This window comes from Azospirillum sp. TSO35-2 (assembly GCF_003116095.1).
Lineage (GTDB): Bacteria > Pseudomonadota > Alphaproteobacteria > Azospirillales > Azospirillaceae > Azospirillum.
This window is the reverse complement of sequence record NZ_LGRA01000021.1, coordinates 2,675,716-2,692,522: the sequence shown is the minus strand read 5'-3', so window position 1 is coordinate 2,692,522 and position 16,807 is coordinate 2,675,716. Positions and strand designations below refer to the sequence as shown.

14 protein-coding genes are annotated in these 16,807 nt (G+C 69.2%); 10 read left to right on the top strand and 4 right to left on the bottom strand.

Features of this window, described 5'->3' with window-relative positions; all coding sequences use genetic code 11:
- Positions 1 to 55: 55 nt before the first annotated feature.
- The gene (locus TSO352_RS28185) at positions 56 to 1,294 is read left to right on the top strand and encodes a winged helix-turn-helix domain-containing protein (RefSeq protein ID WP_109110367.1); all 1,239 of its coding nucleotides are present in this window, start codon (positions 56 to 58) and stop codon (positions 1,292 to 1,294) included.
- A gap of 90 nt (positions 1,295 to 1,384) precedes the next feature.
- Positions 1,385 to 2,251: a hypothetical protein gene (locus TSO352_RS28180; RefSeq protein WP_109110366.1), complete on the top strand. Its 867-nt coding sequence runs from the start codon at positions 1,385 to 1,387 to the stop codon at positions 2,249 to 2,251.
- A gap of 31 nt (positions 2,252 to 2,282) precedes the next feature.
- Here the strand turns inward: TSO352_RS28180 and TSO352_RS28175 are convergent, their stop codons facing one another.
- The gene (locus tag TSO352_RS28175; protein ID WP_109110365.1) at positions 2,283 to 2,762 is read right to left on the bottom strand and encodes an Lrp/AsnC family transcriptional regulator; all 480 of its coding nucleotides are present in this window, start codon (positions 2,760 to 2,762) and stop codon (positions 2,283 to 2,285) included.
- Between the two features lie 180 nt (positions 2,763 to 2,942).
- Here TSO352_RS28175 and TSO352_RS28170 point away from each other — a divergent pair, with 180 nt between their 5' ends.
- Positions 2,943 to 3,629: an alpha/beta hydrolase gene (locus tag TSO352_RS28170; RefSeq protein WP_109110364.1), complete on the top strand. Its 687-nt coding sequence runs from the start codon at positions 2,943 to 2,945 to the stop codon at positions 3,627 to 3,629.
- 16 nt (positions 3,630 to 3,645) lie between these two features.
- On the opposite strand, the gene TSO352_RS28165 is transcribed toward TSO352_RS28170, so the two are convergent.
- Positions 3,646 to 4,389 (bottom strand): AraC family transcriptional regulator, encoded by a 744-nt coding sequence (locus TSO352_RS28165; RefSeq protein ID WP_109110363.1) that lies wholly within the window; start codon positions 4,387 to 4,389, stop codon positions 3,646 to 3,648.
- A gap of 191 nt (positions 4,390 to 4,580) precedes the next feature.
- Between TSO352_RS28165 and TSO352_RS28160 the strand changes: the two genes are divergently transcribed.
- Positions 4,581 to 5,495, top strand: coding sequence for an EamA family transporter (locus TSO352_RS28160; RefSeq protein WP_109110362.1), 915 nt, complete (start codon positions 4,581 to 4,583; stop codon positions 5,493 to 5,495).
- A gap of 16 nt (positions 5,496 to 5,511) precedes the next feature.
- Here TSO352_RS28160 and TSO352_RS28155 read toward each other — a convergent pair whose 3' ends face one another.
- A complete protein-coding gene (locus TSO352_RS28155) occupies positions 5,512 to 6,879 on the bottom strand; it encodes a nucleobase:cation symporter-2 family protein (protein ID WP_109110361.1) in 1,368 nt (455 codons plus the stop codon).
- 288 nt (positions 6,880 to 7,167) lie between these two features.
- On the opposite strand from TSO352_RS28155, the gene TSO352_RS28150 reads away from it, so the two are divergent.
- Both TSO352_RS28150 and TSO352_RS28145 read left to right on the top strand, forming a co-directional pair.
- On the top strand, positions 7,168 to 7,506 hold the full coding sequence (locus TSO352_RS28150) for an acyl carrier protein (protein WP_109110360.1): 339 nt from the start codon (positions 7,168 to 7,170) through the stop codon (positions 7,504 to 7,506).
- Between the two features lie 35 nt (positions 7,507 to 7,541).
- The gene (locus TSO352_RS28145) at positions 7,542 to 8,897 is read left to right on the top strand and encodes a GH1 family beta-glucosidase (protein WP_109110359.1); all 1,356 of its coding nucleotides are present in this window, start codon (positions 7,542 to 7,544) and stop codon (positions 8,895 to 8,897) included.
- Here TSO352_RS28145 and TSO352_RS28140 read toward each other — a convergent pair.
- Positions 8,830 to 9,600, bottom strand: coding sequence for a hypothetical protein (locus TSO352_RS28140; RefSeq protein WP_109110358.1), 771 nt, complete (start codon positions 9,598 to 9,600; stop codon positions 8,830 to 8,832). The genes TSO352_RS28145 and TSO352_RS28140 overlap by 68 nt on opposite strands.
- A gap of 195 nt (positions 9,601 to 9,795) precedes the next feature.
- Here TSO352_RS28140 and TSO352_RS28135 point away from each other — a divergent pair, with 195 nt between their 5' ends.
- The 4 genes from TSO352_RS28135 (at position 9,796) to TSO352_RS28120 (ending at position 16,787) form a co-directional block, all read left to right on the top strand.
- Positions 9,796 to 10,302: an SAM-dependent methyltransferase gene (locus TSO352_RS28135; RefSeq protein WP_247872478.1), complete on the top strand. Its 507-nt coding sequence runs from the start codon at positions 9,796 to 9,798 to the stop codon at positions 10,300 to 10,302.
- Positions 10,299 to 11,594 (top strand): AAA family ATPase, encoded by a 1,296-nt coding sequence (locus TSO352_RS28130; RefSeq protein WP_109110357.1) that lies wholly within the window; start codon positions 10,299 to 10,301, stop codon positions 11,592 to 11,594. Before TSO352_RS28135 ends, TSO352_RS28130 begins: the two co-directional genes overlap by 4 nt.
- Positions 11,594 to 13,024 carry a hypothetical protein gene (locus TSO352_RS28125; protein ID WP_109110356.1) on the top strand — a complete coding sequence of 477 codons (1,431 nt, stop codon included), beginning with the start codon at positions 11,594 to 11,596 and terminating at the stop codon, positions 13,022 to 13,024. Before TSO352_RS28130 ends, TSO352_RS28125 begins: the two co-directional genes overlap by 1 nt.
- 277 nt (positions 13,025 to 13,301) lie before the next feature.
- Positions 13,302 to 16,787, top strand: a complete 3,486-nt coding sequence (locus TSO352_RS28120) for an indolepyruvate ferredoxin oxidoreductase family protein (protein WP_109110355.1) — start codon at positions 13,302 to 13,304, stop codon at positions 16,785 to 16,787.
- The last annotated feature ends 20 nt before the right edge of the window (positions 16,788 to 16,807 follow it).

Genomic DNA, 16,807 nt, shown 5'->3' with positions numbered 1-16,807 from the left:
TCGGCGTGTATCGTAGCCACACTCTTTTCGCCTCCCCTGCCCTCCCGTCCGCCCCATGCCGCGCCCCGAAACGCTGTCCCTCCGCGACGCCCGCCGCGTCGCCATCGCCGCGCAAGGCTTCCCGGCAAGCCCCCTGTCGGCCTCGGACCCGGCTGCGGTGGAGGCGCGCCATGCCCGGCGGCTGATCGGCCGGCTCGGGCTGGTGCAGATCGATTCGGTCAATGTGCTGGTGCGCTCGCACTATCTGCCGCTGTTCTCGCGGCTCGGCCCCTATGAGGCGGCGTTGCTCGACCGGCTGGCCTATGGCGGCAAGCGGCGGGCGCTGTTCGAATATTGGGGCCACGAGGCCTCGCTGATCCCGGTGGAGCAGCAGCCGCTGTTCCGCTGGCGCATGGAACGGGCCGAACGCGGCGACGGCATCTATGGCGAGCTGGCCCGCTTCGCCGCCGAACGCCGCCCCTACATCGACGGGGTCCTGGCCGAGGTGGCCGAGCGCGGCCCGCTCGGCGCGTCGGAACTCAGCGAGGCCGGGCGCGGCGCCGGCGGCTGGTGGGGGTGGAGCGACGGCAAGCGGGCGCTGGAGTTCCTGTTCTGGGCCGGCCGCGTCACCACCGCCGGCCGTCGTGGCTTCGAGCGGCTCTACGACCTGCCGGACCGGGTGCTGCCCGCCGCGGTGCTCGCCGCCCCCACCCCCGATGCGGCGGAGGCCCAGCGCGCCCTGCTGCGCATCGCCGCCCGCGCCCACGGCGTGGCGACCGAACGCGACCTGCGCGACTACCACCGGCTGGACGTCGCCGACGCCCGCCTGCGCCTCGCTGAACTGGTCGAGGCCGGCGAGCTGCTGCCGGTGGCGGTGGAGGGCTGGGACCGCACCGCCTACGTCCTCCCCGACCTGCGCGTCCCGCGCAAGCTGGCGGCGCAAGCCCTGCTGTCGCCCTTCGATTCACTGATCTGGGAGCGGCAGCGCACCGAGCGGCTGTTCGGCGCCCGCATCCGGCTGGAGATCTACACCCCCGCCCACAAGCGGGAGCATGGCTATTACGTGCTGCCCTTCCTGATGGGCGAGCGGATCGCCGCCCGCGTCGACCTGAAATCCGACCGCAAGGCCGGCGCCCTGCTGGTCCAGGCCGCCCACGGCGAGCCGGGCGCCGATCCCGCCGCCGTCGCCCCGGCGCTGGCGGCGGAACTGCAACGGATGGCCGGCTGGCTGGGTCTGGCGCGGGTCGCGGTGAACGGCGCCGGCGATCTGGCCCCGGCGGTGATCGCGTCCTTGAACGCCGCGCTTCTTTCATAAACCATCGGCCCCACCCAGCCGCGGCCCGCCGTCGAGGATCCCGACCTGTTCAAGACATCCCTGGCGCTGCGCGCCCTCCCCGTCGCTCTCTTGGTCGCCCTCCTCCTGCCGAACACCGGGAACGCCCGGGCGACGTCCCCGCTCGACCGTTATCTGGCGGCGCGCGACCGCTCCATCGCCACCCTCAACCGCGACACAACGTCCGACACGCTGTCGCAGGAGGAAGACCGGGCGCGCGGCCGGCTGGAGGCGATGCTGAAGGCGATGATCGGGCCGCTGTCGATCCCGGGCGTCCCCGGCGAGGGCCGGATCAACCTCCAGACCCTGCTGAAGGAGCAGGGCTTCGGCATGCTGGACGGGCTGGCCTTCGGGATGCCCGGCGACCGGCGGATGGTGGTGGCAACGACCGACGGCCTGCTCGCCGCGTGGCTGAAGGGCCACAAGGCGTGGTGGCCGGGACGGAGCAACGTCCCGCAGGACGTCAAGGCGGCGCTGCGGTCGGAGGATTTCTACACGCAGGCGATCAGCCCCGACAGCGCCATCGCCCTGTTCGCCGACCTTCCGGTCACGGCACCCGGCGCCGGCCACGCCGTCGCCCTGCTCGCCCTCGCCCGGCAGGACATCGGGCCGTGGATGCCGGACCGGATCATCCTGGCGCGGGTCCACGACGGCCGGGTGTTCATCGCGGTCGAATCCGCGGCCGTGCCGGTCGCCGCGATCCCGGCCTGCACCGCGGTGTGGCGGCGCTACGAAACCCGGACGCAGGCCGCCTCGGCGACCTTCCAGGCGTCCAAGGCGGACGAGAAGACCCGCGACGCCCTGTTCGCCAAGGTGACCCGGCTGGAGGAGGAGGGCGACCGCGCCCACCGCCGCTGTTTCGCCGAGCGGCTGGCGGAGCAGGGCTATTTCCCGGCGCTGGTCCGCCAGGCCCAGGCCCTGCAGGACAGCCTGCCGTGAGCCGCCGCCCCGGCGCTCACTCCCGACGGCATCACTCCAGATGGTCGAGCGGCAGCCGCGTCTCGAACTTGACCTCCTTCAGGGTCACGCTGGATTTGACGTGCGACACCGCGGGGATCGAGAAGATGCGCTCGCTGAGGAAGCGGCCGTAATCCTCGGTGGTCGGCACGACGATGCGCAGCAGATAGTCGGCGTCGCCGGTGACGGCGAAGCATTCCAGCACTTCCGGCATGCCGGCGATGGCGGTTTCGAACTGCTCGACCGCGTTCTCCTTGTGGCGTTCCAGCGTGACGTGGGCGAAGACGCACTCGCCGAGCCCGAGCTTGCGCGGGTCGAGCTGGACCGTGTAGCGGCGGATCACGCCGATGTCCTCCATCGACCGCACCCGGCGCCAGCAGGGCGAGGCCGACAGCCCGACCGTGTCGCCCAGCTCCTGCATGGTCAGGCGGGCGTTCTCCTGCAAGGCCGCCAGGATGCCCTTCTCGTGCCGGTCGAGCTTGATCGCCGCCATTCACCGCTCTCCCGTTCCGACGGCTTGCCCGCCGCCCCTTCCCGAACATAAGCCGGGCCGGCGGCCGGTTCGAGTCCGGAGCGCGGTTTCCACGGAGAGGAAAAGCCGGCGGCCCCGGCTGGACGGGCGGCGGACGGCATGCTGTGACAGCGGGACGATCATGCCAGCGGGAGCCGCCCCATGAGTTCCACCCCCACCGTCATCCTGGTTCACGGCGCCTTCGCCGACGGCTCGTCCTGGGGCCGGGTGATCCCCCTGTTGCAGGCGGAGGGGATCGCGGCGGTCGCGGTGCAGAACCCGCTGGTCTCGCTCGACGACGACGTCGCCCATGTCCAGCGCGCCATCGACCGCGTCCGCGGGCCGGTGGTGCTGGTCGGCCATTCCTGGGGCGGCGCCGTCATCACCCAGGCCGGCGGTCAGGACGCGGTGAAGGCGCTGGTCTATGTCGCCGCCTTCGCCCCCGACGTCGGCCAGTCGCCGAACGACACGCTGAAGCCCTACCCGGCCTCGGCCGGGCTGTCGGGCGTCGCGGTGGACAAGGCCCGCTTCCTGACCCTGACCGCCGAGGGCATGGCGCGCAACTTCGCCCAGGACCTGCCGGCGGCGGAGGCGGCGCTGCTGGCCGCCACCCAGGGGCCGGTGGCCGGCGCCTGCTTCGCCACCCGGGTCGGCGCCGCCGCCTGGAAGACCAAGCCGTCCTGGGCCATCGTCGCCACCCAGGACCGCATGCTGCCGCCAGCCTTCCTGCGCGACACCGCCGCGCGCATCGGCGCCCGGACGGTGGAGGTCGAGTCCGGCCACGCCCCGCACCTGTCGCGCCCCGACGCGGTGGCCGCGGTGATCGTCGAGGCGGTGCGCACCGCCTGAACCGTGCGCCCGGGGCTCAGCGCCCGGCGCGCACCGCGCCCGGCGTGGTGCCGCGCCGCCGCCGCAGGCTGCGGGTCAGCGCGCTCTGGTCGGAGAATCCCACGGCGAGCGCCACCTCGGCCAGCGGCAGGCCGCCGCCGCGCAGCATCGCTTCCGCCCGGTCCAGCCGCAGCTCGGCCAGCCGGCGCGCCGGGGTGGTGCCGGTGTGGGCGCGGAACCGCTCGTGGAAGCGGCTGGGCGCCAACCCGACCGCGGCGGCCAGTTCGGCGACGGTCAACGCCTCCCCGCAACGCTCCGTCATCAGGGCGAGCGCTCGCTCGATGGGGTCGGAGGCGGGGACGGGCGCGCTCCGGCGCGTCTCCAGCGCGCGCAGCAGCAGCCCCGCCGCGTGGTGGGCCATGCCGGGGTCGAGCGGCCGGTCGGCCGCCTCCGCCGCCAGATAGCGCACCAGACCGTCCAGCGCCGGATCGATCGGGAAGAAGGCCTCGGCCGACCGCAGCGCCGCCTGCGGCACCAGCGCACCGGCCAGCGGCACGTCCAGAACGACGAACAGGTTGCTCCCGGCGCTGCGGAAGCTGTGCGGTGTGCCGTCGCAGACGATGACGCCCTGGCGATCACCGACGCGTCCGCGCGCGCCGCCCACCTCCATGTCGAGGCCGCCGGCGACGGGCAGGACGATCTGGTGATGCTGGTGCGCGTGCCGCCGTTCATGCCCGTCGTAACTGCGGGTGCTGACGGTCGGCCGATGCGGGGACGCCACGCCGACGGACTCCTGGGGTTGCGGTCTGGGGGTTGCGGTCTGGGCGCCCATGCTACGCCGCCGCCCACCCGCGCGTACAGCGCGACGCGCCGGAGTCCCGGTCAAGGCGGACCGGAGCCCGGGACAAGACGGCGGCGCCGGCGCCGGTTATGGTCGCGGCTCTTTCCTCGCAACAACCCCACGCCCGCGCCATGCTCGCCCGTTCGCCCGCCGACCGCCGCTCCGTCAACCGCGCCACCGCGGTGGGCGCCACCGCCATCCTGATGTGGGCGACGCTGGCCCCGCTGGCGACGCTGGCCGCCATGGTGCCGCCGTTCCAGCTGGTGGCGACCTCCTTCCTGCTGGCATTCCTGGTCGGCAGCGGCTGGACCGCGCTGCGCGGCGACAACCCGCTACGCTATTTCCGCCAGCCGCCGGCCGCCTGGGCGCTGGGTGTGGGTGGGCTGTTCGGCTTCCACTTCCTCTATTTCATGGCGCTGCAGGCCGCCCCGCCGGTCGAGGCCAACCTGATCAATTATCTGTGGCCGCTGCTGATCGTGCTGTTCTCCGCCCTGCTGCCGGGCGAGCGGCTGCGGATCTGGCACGTCGCCGGGGCGGCGGCCGGGCTGGCCGGGACCGCGCTGCTGATCGCCCGCGGCGGCGTGAACGGGCTGGCGGTGGAGGCGGCGCATCTGCCGGGCTACGCCGCGGCGCTGGGCAGCGCCGTCACCTGGGCCGGCTATTCGGTGCTGCGCCGCCGGCTGGGTCAGATCGGCGAGGCGCCGACCGACGCGGTCAGCGCCTTCTGCCTCGTCACCGCGGTGCTGTCGCTGCTCTGCCATCTGGCGCTGGAAACGACGGTGTGGCCGGCCGACGCCGCCGGCTGGGGGGCGATGCTGCTGCTGGGCCTGGGGCCGGTGGGCGCCGCCTTCTTCGTGTGGGACCATGGCGTGCGCCACGGCGACATCCGGGCGCTGGGGGCGCTGTCCTATCTGGCGCCGCTGCTGTCCACCCTGCTGCTGGTGTTGTTCGGGCTGGCCCCCAACCATGGCGCCATCTGGGCGGCCTGCGCGCTGATCGCCGGCGGGTCGCTGCTGGCCAGCAAGGACCTGCTGCGCCGCCGTTGAGATTCGCCGCTGACCCTCAGGCTTCGGCGCCATGCGCCGCGGCGGCGACGTCGTGGCGGGCGCGCTCGCCCGAGGCCAGGCCGTTGAAGTACCAGTTCAGCGCCACCGCGGTCAGCGTGCCGAGCAGGATGCCGCTGTGCAGCAGCGGCGACAGGAAGGCCGGCATCTGGGAAAAGAACTTTTCCGACACCAGCGGGATCAGCCCGACGCCGACGCTGACCGCGACGACGATCAGGTTCTCCCGCCGCTGGACATAGTCGACCTGGGACAGGATCTTGACGCCGGTCGCCGCCACCATGCCGAACATCACCAGCCCGGCCCCGCCCAGCACGAAGGCGGGGACCGACGCCACCACATGGGCCAGCTTGGGCAGCAGCCCCAGCAGCAGCAGGATCAGCCCGCCGGCGACGCAGACCCAGCGGCTGCGCACGCCGGTCACCCCGACCAGCCCGACATTCTGCGAGAAGGAGGTGTAGGGAAAGGTGTTGAAGACGCCGCCGATCAGCGTGCCCAGCCCGTCGGTGCGCAGGCCGCGGACCAGATCCTCCTGCGTCACCGGACGGCCGACCATGTCGCCCACCGCCAGGAACATGCCGGTCGATTCGATCATCACCACGATCATCACCAGCGACATCGTCACGATGGCAACCGGGTCGAAGGTCGGCCAGCCGAACTGGAAGGGCTGGACCAGCGCCAGCCACGGCGCGTCGGCCAGCCCCTTGAAGTCGACCATGCCCAGCGCCATCGCCAGCAGCATGCCGGCGACCAGCCCCAGCAGCACCGCGACGTTGCGGACGAAGCCGCGCCCGTGCTTCATCAGCCCCAGGATCACCACCAGCACGAAGGCCGCGACGCCCAGGAAGGCCGGGTCGCCGAAGCGTGGGTTGCCCACCCCGCCGCCGGCCCAGGTCACCCCCACCCGCATCAGCGAGATGCCGATGATGGCGATGACGCTACCGGTCACCACCGGCGGGAACAGCGGCAGCAGGCGGCCGACCAGCGGCGCGGCCAGGATGGCGAACACGCCCGAGCCGATCACCGCGCCGTAGATGCCGAGCAGCCCGATCGACGGGTTGGCCGCCATCGCCACCATCGGCCCGACCGCGGCGAAGGTGACGCCCATCATCACCGGCAGCCGGATGCCGAAGCGCCAAATCCCCACCGCCTGGATCAGCGTGACGCCGCCGCAGGCGAACAGGTCGGCGTTGATCAGCATGGCGACCTGGTCCTTGGGCAGCTTCAGCGCCCCGCCGATGATCAGCGGCACGGCGATGGCGCCGGCATACATCACCAGCACATGCTGGAGCCCGAGCGCCAGCAGCCGCCAGGGCGCCAGGAATTCGTCGACCGGGTGTGTTGCGGTTCGGGTGATGGGTGACGTCATGGCGGTGCCTCGCGCTGCGGTCTGGCGGCCATCGATGCATGGGTCGTGCCGCGGCGGGGGGCGCGGCGCGCTCGGTTGGCGGGACGGTTCATGCCCAATCCATGGGCAGCCACGCCGGGCGGATGCCCGTGCAGGTGGCAAATCCCGCGCGATTTTTTGCCACGTCCGGACAAAATGGTGGAGGATCCTGAGTTATTCTTCACCGCCGCTTCTGTATAGTGCCGACCGGCCTACCCCTTTCGCACGGTTCTGCCGCCCGGTCCCCCTTCGTCCGAAACGAGTGTCGCGATGAGTAAGTCGATCGAGGGTGTTTCCAACTGGATGCACATGTTCCGCTGGATCGTGAAGCTGATCCGCGATGAATACGGGGTCGACGAGACGCTGCTGACCCGGAACGCGACGCTGGAGACCGACATCCAGCTGTCGATCGACCAGGTGGAGCAGGTTCTGGAATACATCGCCGAAAGCTTCGGCATCCGCTTCCCCGAAGGGACGCTGGACGAGCTGGTGAAGCTGGAGGAGCTTTGCCTGCTGGCGAGCTGGATCAAGGGCTATTACAAGCGGCCGGAGTTCATCTCCGACGCGTTCGAGGCCCGCTGCCGCGACATCAACAGCATCGCCGCCTGACACACCGACGACCCAAGAAACAGGGGCAGCCCGCCATGACCGACGCATCGCCCTCCCCCGGCCCCTCCGCTGCCCAGCCCTACCCGCCCGGCTTCGTCTGGGGCGTCTCCACCTCCGCCTACCAGATCGAGGGGGCGGCGGCCGAGGATGGGCGGGGCCCCAGCATCTGGGACGTCCGCTGCCGCACCCAGGGCGGGGTGGTGAACGGCGACACCGGCGACGTCGCCTGCGACCACTACCACCGCATGGCCGACGACGTGGCGCTGATGACGGGGCTGGGGGTCGACGCCTACCGCTTCTCCGTTTCCTGGCCACGGGTGCTGCCGCGCGGACGCGGCGGCGTGAACGAGGCGGGGCTGGATTTCTACGACCGGCTGATCGACCGGCTGCTGGAGAGCGGCATCGAGCCGTGGCTGTGCCTCTACCATTGGGACCTGCCGCAGGCGTTGCAGGATCTGGGCGGCTGGGCCAACCGCGACAGCGTCGGCTGGTTCGGCGACTACGCCGCGCTCTGCGCCCGCCGCTACGGCGACCGGGTCAAGCGCTGGGCGACCTTCAACGAGTTCTCGGTCTTCACCCTGTTCGGCTACGCCTTCGGCTGGGGGGCGCCGAGCATCGCCGACCGCGCCACCCATCTGGCGGTGATCCACCACGTCAACCTCGCCCACGGCGCCGGGGTCGACACGCTGCGCGCCCTGGTGCCCGGTGCCTCGATCGGCGCGGTGCACAGCGTCCAGCCGATGCGCCCCGCCTCCAGCCGGCCGGAGGATGTCGAGGCCGCCGCCCTGTTCGACGAGCATTGGAACTGGGCCTTCCCCGACCCGCAGCTGCGCGCCCACTACCCGCCGCGCATCGCCCGCGCCATCGAGCCCCATGTGCGGCCCGGCGACATGGCGCGCATCGCCCGGCCGCTCGACTGGTTCGGGCTGAACCATTACGCCCCGGTCTACGGCCGCCGCGACGACAGCCTGATCTGGGGCTTCGGCTTCGGTTCGCCGCCGCCGGAGATGACACGGACCGCCATCGACTGGCCCTATGATCCGGACTGCTTCCGCGACACGCTGATCGACCTGACCCGGCGCTACCGCCTGCCGATCTACGTCACCGAGAACGGCTACGGCACCAAGGCGCCCGAGACGCCGGACGCCGACGGCCGGGTGGTCGACGCCGACCGCCTCGCCTACCTCCAGGCCTACATCGCCGCGATGGCCGAGGCGAAGGCGCGCGGGGCCGACGTGCGCGGCTATTTCGTCTGGTCGCTGCTGGACAATTTCGAATGGGGTGGCGGCTATGGCACCCGCTTCGGCATCGTCCGCGTCGATTTCACGACGCAAGCGCGGATTCCGAAGGAATCGGCGCGCTGGTACGCGGGGTTGATCCGCGGGGCGTGAGCCGCCGGCCGTCCGCCGTGGCGGGAGTGACGGGGGCGGCGGTGGCGGTGGTGGCGGATGGAACATCGTGGAACATCTTCGGGCTGGTGTTCCATGCGGACGCCGGCGCGGGGGTCGGGGCGGAAGCCGCGGTCACGGGGTTGAGATTCGTGGCCCCCTCCCGGCGGCCCACCAGCGGCGCGCCGGGGCGGTCTTCATGCGGAGCGTCGGGCATGGGGGACGGAGCGTCGGGAGCGGGCGACGGGGCCGGAGGCGGCTCGGGGAACCGGCTGGCGCGGCTCGCCGGTCTGGCGGAAGTGGCCGCGACGTCCAGGCCGGCGAACAGGCCGAGCCGCTCGGCCAGCCAGCGCACCGTCGAGGGGTCGCCGGCCGACACCAGCCGCTCGATCTGTTCCGCCACCAGGGCGCGCAACGAGGACAGCCGCAACTCGGCTTCCCGGTTCAGCGCCTCGCGCTCCCACCAGACGCGGACGCGGAAATCCTTCGACCCGTAATAGGCCCGCCACAGCGTGGTGCGGCTGCACCCCATGGCGCGGGCGACCTGGAGGAAGGAGGCGCCGCGCGCCAGCATGCCGGCGGCCATGATCCATTGCTCCTCATGGAACTGCGATCCGGGAACCAGCGAGCCGTCGGCCGGATCGGGCGGCTCCTCCGCCCAGCGGGGGAGACGGTCCTGGGGAAGGGTGCGGGCGTCGAGAGGCATGGCGCGGCTCCACGGGAGGATGGGACACGCGGGGGAGAATATAGGAATATTTTCTGGTTTTGGGTTTTTGGTTAAAGGCGGGCTTGTCGCGCCTTCGCAGCGTGGGGCCGGAGTTAGGAAGCCGGTTTCAGGGTGAACGGTGCACCCCACCACGGACGACTTATCATCGGCCGTCATAAGGTGCTAAAGGATGGCTTGCCGCTGACGACCATCAGTCATGTTCCTGGCCGGATGGCGGGTTTCCTGGCCAAAGGGTTACCGAGCGACTTTGGGGAGAGGACTTTGCGGGCGGATTTCCTGGATGCGCACGAGCGGCACCTGGACGATGCCGAGCGTCTGTTCCAAGCAGGCCGCTTGGCAAATGCCGATCACCTTTATGGCATGGCCTCCGAATGCGGCCTCAAACGGCTGATGGCGGCGTTCGGCATGGCGGTAGACCCCGCCACAGGAGACCCGGTGGATCGGAATAGAGATCGAAAGCACGCCAATGAGATATGGATGCGCTTCGAGAGCTATCGGAACGGCCATCCTCACGGCACGGGGTATCAGTTGCCCGATCCAAACCCATTTGGCGATTGGAAAGCGGAGCAACGCTATGCCCATCATGGAAGCTTCGATGCGGTTCGGGTGGATCCCCATCGGAATGGCGCGCAGGTTGTCCGTGAGTTGATTAGAAAGGCACAGCGGGAGGGGCTGATATGATCACGTTCGACAGGATCCTGCCCATCACGACAGACGTGCTGCTGACACACCGTGAGGTGATTGCAAAACTGGAATGGCTGTTGGTGAACCGCGACCTCAACGGGCGCGTTCGCTTGATCGTGCCGGAAAGCGCAGCCTCAGCCGTTGGCCTCCGAGAACAGATTGAGGCCGTGTATGGGGAATTGGCTGAGCGGATCAAACCTCATGCGCATTCGCCAGGGTCGGGAATTCTCTATGAAACCTCACGCGAAGACGCTTGCCAGGGGGCATCGGCATTCCCGCTTGACGGTGTCGACAAGGCTTGGTTCGTTGACCGTCTGGCAACGGAAAGCCGCTGGGAGTCGATAGCAGACGTCTCCCCCGGCGCACCACGCATCGTGTTCTTTTCGATCAAAGGCGGAGTCGGTCGGTCGACTACGCTTGCGGCCAGCGCATGGTCATTAGCCATGCAAGGCAAGCGGGTGCTCGTTCTGGATCTGGATCTCGAATCACCGGGACTTTCCAGTGCCTTGCTTCCACCGGAGAGACAACCTGAATACGGCATCACCGACTGGCTGGTCGAGGATTTGGTCGACAATGGGGACTCCCTGCTGGCCGACATCTACGGCACCAGTGACCTCCCGACCAGCGGTTCAATTCATCTGGTGCCCGCCCATGGCCGGGAAATCGGGGAATATGTGTCCAAGCTTGGACGTTGTTGGATGCCCAAGCGCAACGACCGCGGAACGCTGGAGTCCTGGTCAATGCGCCTGAAACGACTGGTCGACCGCTTGGAGGTTCGTCATCGGGCGGATGTCATCCTCATCGATTCCCGCGCCGGCATTGATGAAGTGGCCGCTGCCTGCGTGACCGATCTTGGGGCACATACGGTGCTGATGTTCGCAATCCAAGGCCAGCAGACCTGGACCGGATACCGCGCGCTGTTTTCCTATTGGCGGCAGCGCCGCGACGTCATCACCAAAATTCGGGATCGCCTGCAACTGGTCGCGGGCCTTGTGCCGGATGACGAGCGCCGGTTGGAGTATCTAACAGCGCTGAGGAGCGATTCCTACGCGTTGTTCGAGGACACCTATGACGAAGTCAAGCCTGGTGAAATCAGCGGCTGGAACTTCGAGGAAGACGATGACGTCGCTCCCCATTCCCCTCTGGCCGTCCGCTGGAACCGGGGCTGGTATGGCATGATGAGCTTGCAGCAACGTATGGTTCACGTGGATCAGGCGGAAGTGAAGGCCGTCTTCGGAATGCTGCTGGATTTCCTGGAGCGCGCTGTGGGCCAAGGGAGGTCGATGTGATGACTCCGCAAGCAATACGGCAGGCTATCCAAGAGGCCCCGTTCGAGTTGGACAGCACGGGCGATATCCCCAAGCCGGGTACGCTTCACATTCCGCTGGCTCATCGCAAAGCACTGACACGGGAAGCCGTTCTGGTCATTGGCGCTCGTGGGGTTGGCAAGTCGTTTTGGACCGCTGCATTGGGCGCCCCTGAATTACGCTTCCAGATTGGGGCGACTGTACCCGAACTGCTCAATACAATCATTCGGATCGGTCATGCGGCGAGGCCGAACCTCCAGTCCTACCCGGACCCCGATACGTTTAAGGCCCTGCTTGATGCGGGACATGAACCGTACAGCGTCTGGCGGGCAGTTGTTTTGAGGTGGCTGGCGCAGATTGCCGATCGATCAGTTCCGGTCGAGACATGGATGGCCACGGCGGAATGGGTGGAGCGGCATCCGGAACCCTTCGCCCAGATTGTCGAGGCCGCCAACCAGAAACTATTCATTGACGATAAATTCGGCCTCATCGTCTTTGACGCTCTGGACCGTACGAGCCACGATTGGGGAACGATGAACCGCATCGTCCGTGATCTGCTGCGGGTTGCCTTATGGCTGCGCGACCTTTCCCGAGTGCGCGCAAAAATATTCCTGCGCCCTGATCAGATGGAGCGCACCGTTACTTCCTTCCCCGATGCATCGAAAATTACATCCACAGGCGTCAACCTCACCTGGGACCGGCATGATTTACACGCCATGCTTTGGCAGCGTCTCATAAATGCCCCAGAACCGCACGGCGCCTATCTGCGCTCCGTGGTGACGTCTGTCTTGCCGACTTCCGATGCGCTGACCGATCATGGAAGTTACTGGTCACTACCGCCGGTATTGACGTCGGACTCGCCCTATCAGCGGCGCTTGTTCGAAGCTTTGGCCGGGGACAAAATGGGCAAGGATGCTCGTCGTGGCGTGCCTTATATTTGGAGTGTTGGTCATCTGGCCGACGGTCATGGCTGGACGTCCCCACGCTCATTCCTAGCCGCTATCATGGGCGCGGCAGAAGATAGCGCTGACCGCTATGCCGACTACCCGCTGGCACTTCACTACGAAAGCTTGAAGCGTGGCATTCAGAAGGCGTCGCAGATTCGTGTGGAGCAAGTCGCGGAGGACGATCCATGGGTGCCTGCGGCAATGCAGCCCCTTAAAGGGATAAATGTCCCCTGCGATTTTGAGACGATTTCCCGTGCCTGGAGCGAAACGTTTCCGGGAGGAGCCAGCGCGATTCCATCAGACCATCTGCCCCCACAGCATGCCGGAAGCTGGGATGGGGTTCGGAAGGATTTGGAACGCCTCGGCATACTTGTAACTCGAAAAGATGACCGAATCGACATGCCCGATCTTTATCGGGTGGGTTTTGGCTTGGGACGTCACGGAGGCGTCGCCCCCCGGAAATGATTATGATCGGCTCTTCATGAGAAATTCTGCTTTCCGAAAGGCAGATCCACCGTCGAAAAGGTGCATAAGGGCACAATGCCTCCTCCACCCGACCTTCGCTCCGGGGAGGGGGAAATTCCCAAACGCTTCCCCGGCCACCGCGCAAAGATTTCGCTCAACACCCAAACAATCCGCAATAGGATTTTCCGAACACCCCTCATCCCGGCCCAACCCGCAAAATCATTTGCCTGCAAACGGCGCACACTCGTCCCAACGAATGAAAATCGAGGGACGGGACATGGACGGCATGCCGAGCGGCCTGCGCGCGGACAGCACAGCGATCGACCGCGGCTATCGACTGGACGACCGCTACGGCCGGGCCGAGGGGCAGGTCTATCTGTCGGGCACCCAGGCCTTCGTCCGGCTGCTGCTGCTCCAGGCGGAGCGTGACCGGCGGGCCGGGCTGAACACCGCCGGCTTCGTCAGCGGCTATCGCGGCTCGCCGCTGGGCGGGCTGGATCAGGCGCTGTGGCAGGCGCGCCCGCATCTGGAGCGCAACGCCATCACCTTCGTCCCCGGCGTGAACGAGGATCTGGGCGCCACCGCGGTGATGGGGTCGCAGCAGGTCGAAGCCTCGGGCGAGGCCACCGTCGATGGCGTGTTCGGCCTGTGGTACGGCAAGGGGCCGGGGGTCGACCGCGCCGGCGACGTGCTGAAGCACGCCAACGCCTATGGCAGCTCGCCGCATGGCGGCGTGCTGGCGGTGGCGGGCGACGACCATGGCTGCGTGTCGTCCAGCATGCCGCACCAGAGCGACCTGGCGATGATCGCGTGGTCGATGCCGGTGCTGAACCCGGCGGGCGTGCGCGAGTATCTCGATTTCGGCCTCTACGGCTACGCGCTGTCGCGCTTTTCCGGCGCCTGGGTCGGCTTCAAGGCGATCTCGGAGAGCGTGGAAAGCTCGGCCACCGTGCAGTTGCCGGCGCTTGACGCCGCCTTTCGGCCGGTGGCGTTCGAGCCGCCGCCGGGCGGGCTGCATTACCGCTGGCCCGATTTGCCGAGCCTGCGGATCGAAGAGCGGCTGGCCGCCAAGGTCCGGGCGGTCAAGGCGTTCGCCGGGGTCAACCGCATCGACCGCAGCGTGCTGGGCCGCGGCGGCTGGCTGCGCGTCGTCACCACCGGCAAGGCCCATCTCGACCTGATGGAGGCGCTGCGGCTGCTGGGCATCGGCGCGCGCGAGGCGGCGGAGATCGGACTGTCGGTCCACAAGATCGGCCTGTCCTGGCCGCTGGAACCCGACTTCGCCCTGTCCGTCGCCCGCGGCGGCGAGGAGATCCTGGTCGTCGAGGAGAAGGCGCCGGTGGTCGAGGGCCAGTTGAAGGATTTGCTCTATCACCTGCCGGCCAACGAGCGGCCGCGCGCCGTGGTCGGTAAGACCGACGAGTTCGGCGCCCCGCTGCTGCCGGCCACGGGCGAGCTGCGGCCGTGGATCGTCGCCAAGGCGCTGGTGGAGCGCATCCGCCACCGCTTCCCCGAGCGCGACCTGTCCGACCGGCTGGCCGAGCTGATGCCGGCGGAGGCGCCGCCGGCCCCGGCGCTGCCGCGCACGCCTTATTTCTGCTCCGGCTGCCCGCACAACAGCTCGACCAAGGTGCCCGACGGCAGCAAGGCGATGGCGGGGATCGGCTGCCACTTCATGGCGTCCTGGATGGACCGCGACACCATCGGCCTCAGCCAGATGGGCGGCGAGGGGGTGAGCTGGATCGGTCAGGCCCCCTTCTCCAAACGCCCGCACATGTTCCAGAATCTGGGCGAGGGCACCTATTTCCACTCCGGCATCCTGGCGATCCGGCAGGCGGTCGCCGCCAATGTCAACATCACCTACAAGATCCTGTTCAACGACGCCGTCGCCATGACCGGCGGCCAGCCGGTCGACGGCCCGATCTCGGTCGACGCCATCACCCGCCAACTGGCGGCCGAGGGCATCAGCCGCATCGCCGTGGTCAGCGACGCGCCGGAGAACTACGACAGCCGCTCCGGCCTCGCCCCCTTCACCACGGTGCACCACCGGGACGAACTGGACGCGGTGCAGCGCGAGCTGCGCGACATCCCCGGCGTCACCGCCATCGTCTACGAGCAGACCTGCGCCGCCGAGAAGCGCCGCCGCCGCAAGCGCGGCAGCATGACCGACCCGGCGCGCCGCGTGGTGATCAACGATCTGGTCTGCGAGGGCTGCGGCGACTGCGGCAAGAAGTCGAACTGCCTGTCGGTGCAGCCCAAGCCGACCGAGTTCGGGGTGAAGCGCCAGATCGACCAGTCCAGTTGCAACAAGGACTATTCCTGCGTCGAGGGCTTCTGCCCCAGCTTCGTTTCGGTGATCGGCGGAGCCTTGCGCAAGCCGGACCCCGACCGCGTCGCCGCCCGCTTCGCCGACGATCTGGCGGCGCTGCCGCTGCCGATCCGCGACGTGGCGGAAGACCCGGCGGAAATTTTGATCGTCGGGGTCGGCGGCACCGGCGTGGTGACGGTCGGCGCCGTGCTGGCGATGGCGGCGCATCTGGAGGGCAAGGCGGCCTCCGTGCTCGACTTCATGGGCTTCGCGCAGAAGGGCGGCGCGGTCTACAGCTACCTGCGGGTGGCGCGCGACGCCGGGTGGCTGAATCAGGCCCGCATCGACCCGAAGCAGGCGCAGCTGGTGCTGGCCTGCGACACGGTGGTCGCCGCCTCGCCGGAGGCGCTGAAGACGGTGCGGCTGGGGCGGACGCGGGTGGTGGCGAACGGCCATGTCGCCCCGACCGGCGCCTTCACCCGCGACGCCGCGGCGCTGCCGGACGCCGGCGCCCTGCTGCGCAGCCTGCGCCGCGCCGCCGGGGCCGACCGGGTCGCGGTGGTCGACGCCAACCGGGTGGTGACGGCGCTGTTCGGCGACAGCATCCTGGCCAACGTTTTCCTGATGGGCGTCGCCTTCCAGAAGGGGCTGCTGCCGGTCGGGCTGGAGGCGCTGACCCGCGCCATCGAGCTGAACGGCACCGGCGTCGCCGCCAACCTGCGCGCCTTCGCCTTCGGCCGCCTCGCCGCCCACCGGCCCGAGGCGCTGGCGACGCTGGGCCGGGAGGAGGAGGCGCCGGCCACCGACCTCGCCACCATCGTCGAGCGCCGCGCCGCCTTCCTGGCCGACTACCAGGACCGCGCCTACGCCGAGCGCTACCGCACGCTGGTCGAGCGGGCGCGCCGGGCCGAGGCGCGCATCGCGTCCGGCTCCACCGCGCTGGCCGAGGCGGTGGCGCGCAGCGCCTTCAAGTTGATGTCCTACAAGGACGAGTATGAGGTGGCCCGCCTGCACAGCGACCCGGCCTTCGCCGACCGCCTGAAGGAGCGGTTCGACGGCAACTGGAAGCCGGTCTTCCACCTCGCCCCGCCCCTGCTGGCGCGCGCGACCAACGGCCATGGCGAGCCGCGCAAGATGGCGCTGGGCGGCTGGATCCTGCCGGTGTTCCGCGGTCTGGCGGCGCTGAAACGGCTGCGCGGCACAGCGCTCGACCCGTTCGGCTACACCGCGGAGCGCCGGATGGAGCGCGCCCTGATCGCCCGCTACGAAGCGACGGTCGACGGCATGCTGGAGCGGCTGTCGGCGGAGACTCTGGGCACCGCGGTGGAGCTGGCCGCCCTGCCCCAGGAGATCCGCGGCTTCGGCCCGGTCAAGCAGCGCGCCTGGGAGGCGGTCGAGCCGCGCTGGCGGGCGCTGGAGGAGCGGCTGCGGTCGCGGCCGGCCAAGGCGGCATGAGGGGGCTTCGCCCTCCCCGC

Bases quoted from the DNA above. Each gene is read 5' to 3' on its own strand.
- TSO352_RS28155 (WP_109110361.1), bottom strand. From the start codon at position 6,879: ATGACGTCACCCATCACCCGAACCGCAACACACCCGGTCGACGAATTC.
- TSO352_RS28160 (WP_109110362.1), top strand. From the start codon at position 4,581: ATGCTCGCCCGTTCGCCCGCCGACCGCCGCTCCGTCAACCGCGCCACC.
- TSO352_RS28120 (WP_109110355.1), top strand. From the start codon at position 13,302: ATGGACGGCATGCCGAGCGGCCTGCGCGCGGACAGCACAGCGATCGAC.
- TSO352_RS28170 (WP_109110364.1), top strand. From the start codon at position 2,943: ATGAGTTCCACCCCCACCGTCATCCTGGTTCACGGCGCCTTCGCCGAC.
- TSO352_RS28185 (WP_109110367.1), top strand. From the start codon at position 56: ATGCCGCGCCCCGAAACGCTGTCCCTCCGCGACGCCCGCCGCGTCGCC.
- TSO352_RS28125 (WP_109110356.1), top strand. From the start codon at position 11,594: ATGACTCCGCAAGCAATACGGCAGGCTATCCAAGAGGCCCCGTTCGAG.
- TSO352_RS28150 (WP_109110360.1), top strand. From the start codon at position 7,168: ATGAGTAAGTCGATCGAGGGTGTTTCCAACTGGATGCACATGTTCCGC.
- TSO352_RS28140 (WP_109110358.1), bottom strand. From the start codon at position 9,600: ATGCCTCTCGACGCCCGCACCCTTCCCCAGGACCGTCTCCCCCGCTGG.
- TSO352_RS28175 (WP_109110365.1), bottom strand. From the start codon at position 2,762: ATGGCGGCGATCAAGCTCGACCGGCACGAGAAGGGCATCCTGGCGGCC.
- TSO352_RS28130 (WP_109110357.1), top strand. From the start codon at position 10,299: ATGATCACGTTCGACAGGATCCTGCCCATCACGACAGACGTGCTGCTG.
- TSO352_RS28145 (WP_109110359.1), top strand. From the start codon at position 7,542: ATGACCGACGCATCGCCCTCCCCCGGCCCCTCCGCTGCCCAGCCCTAC.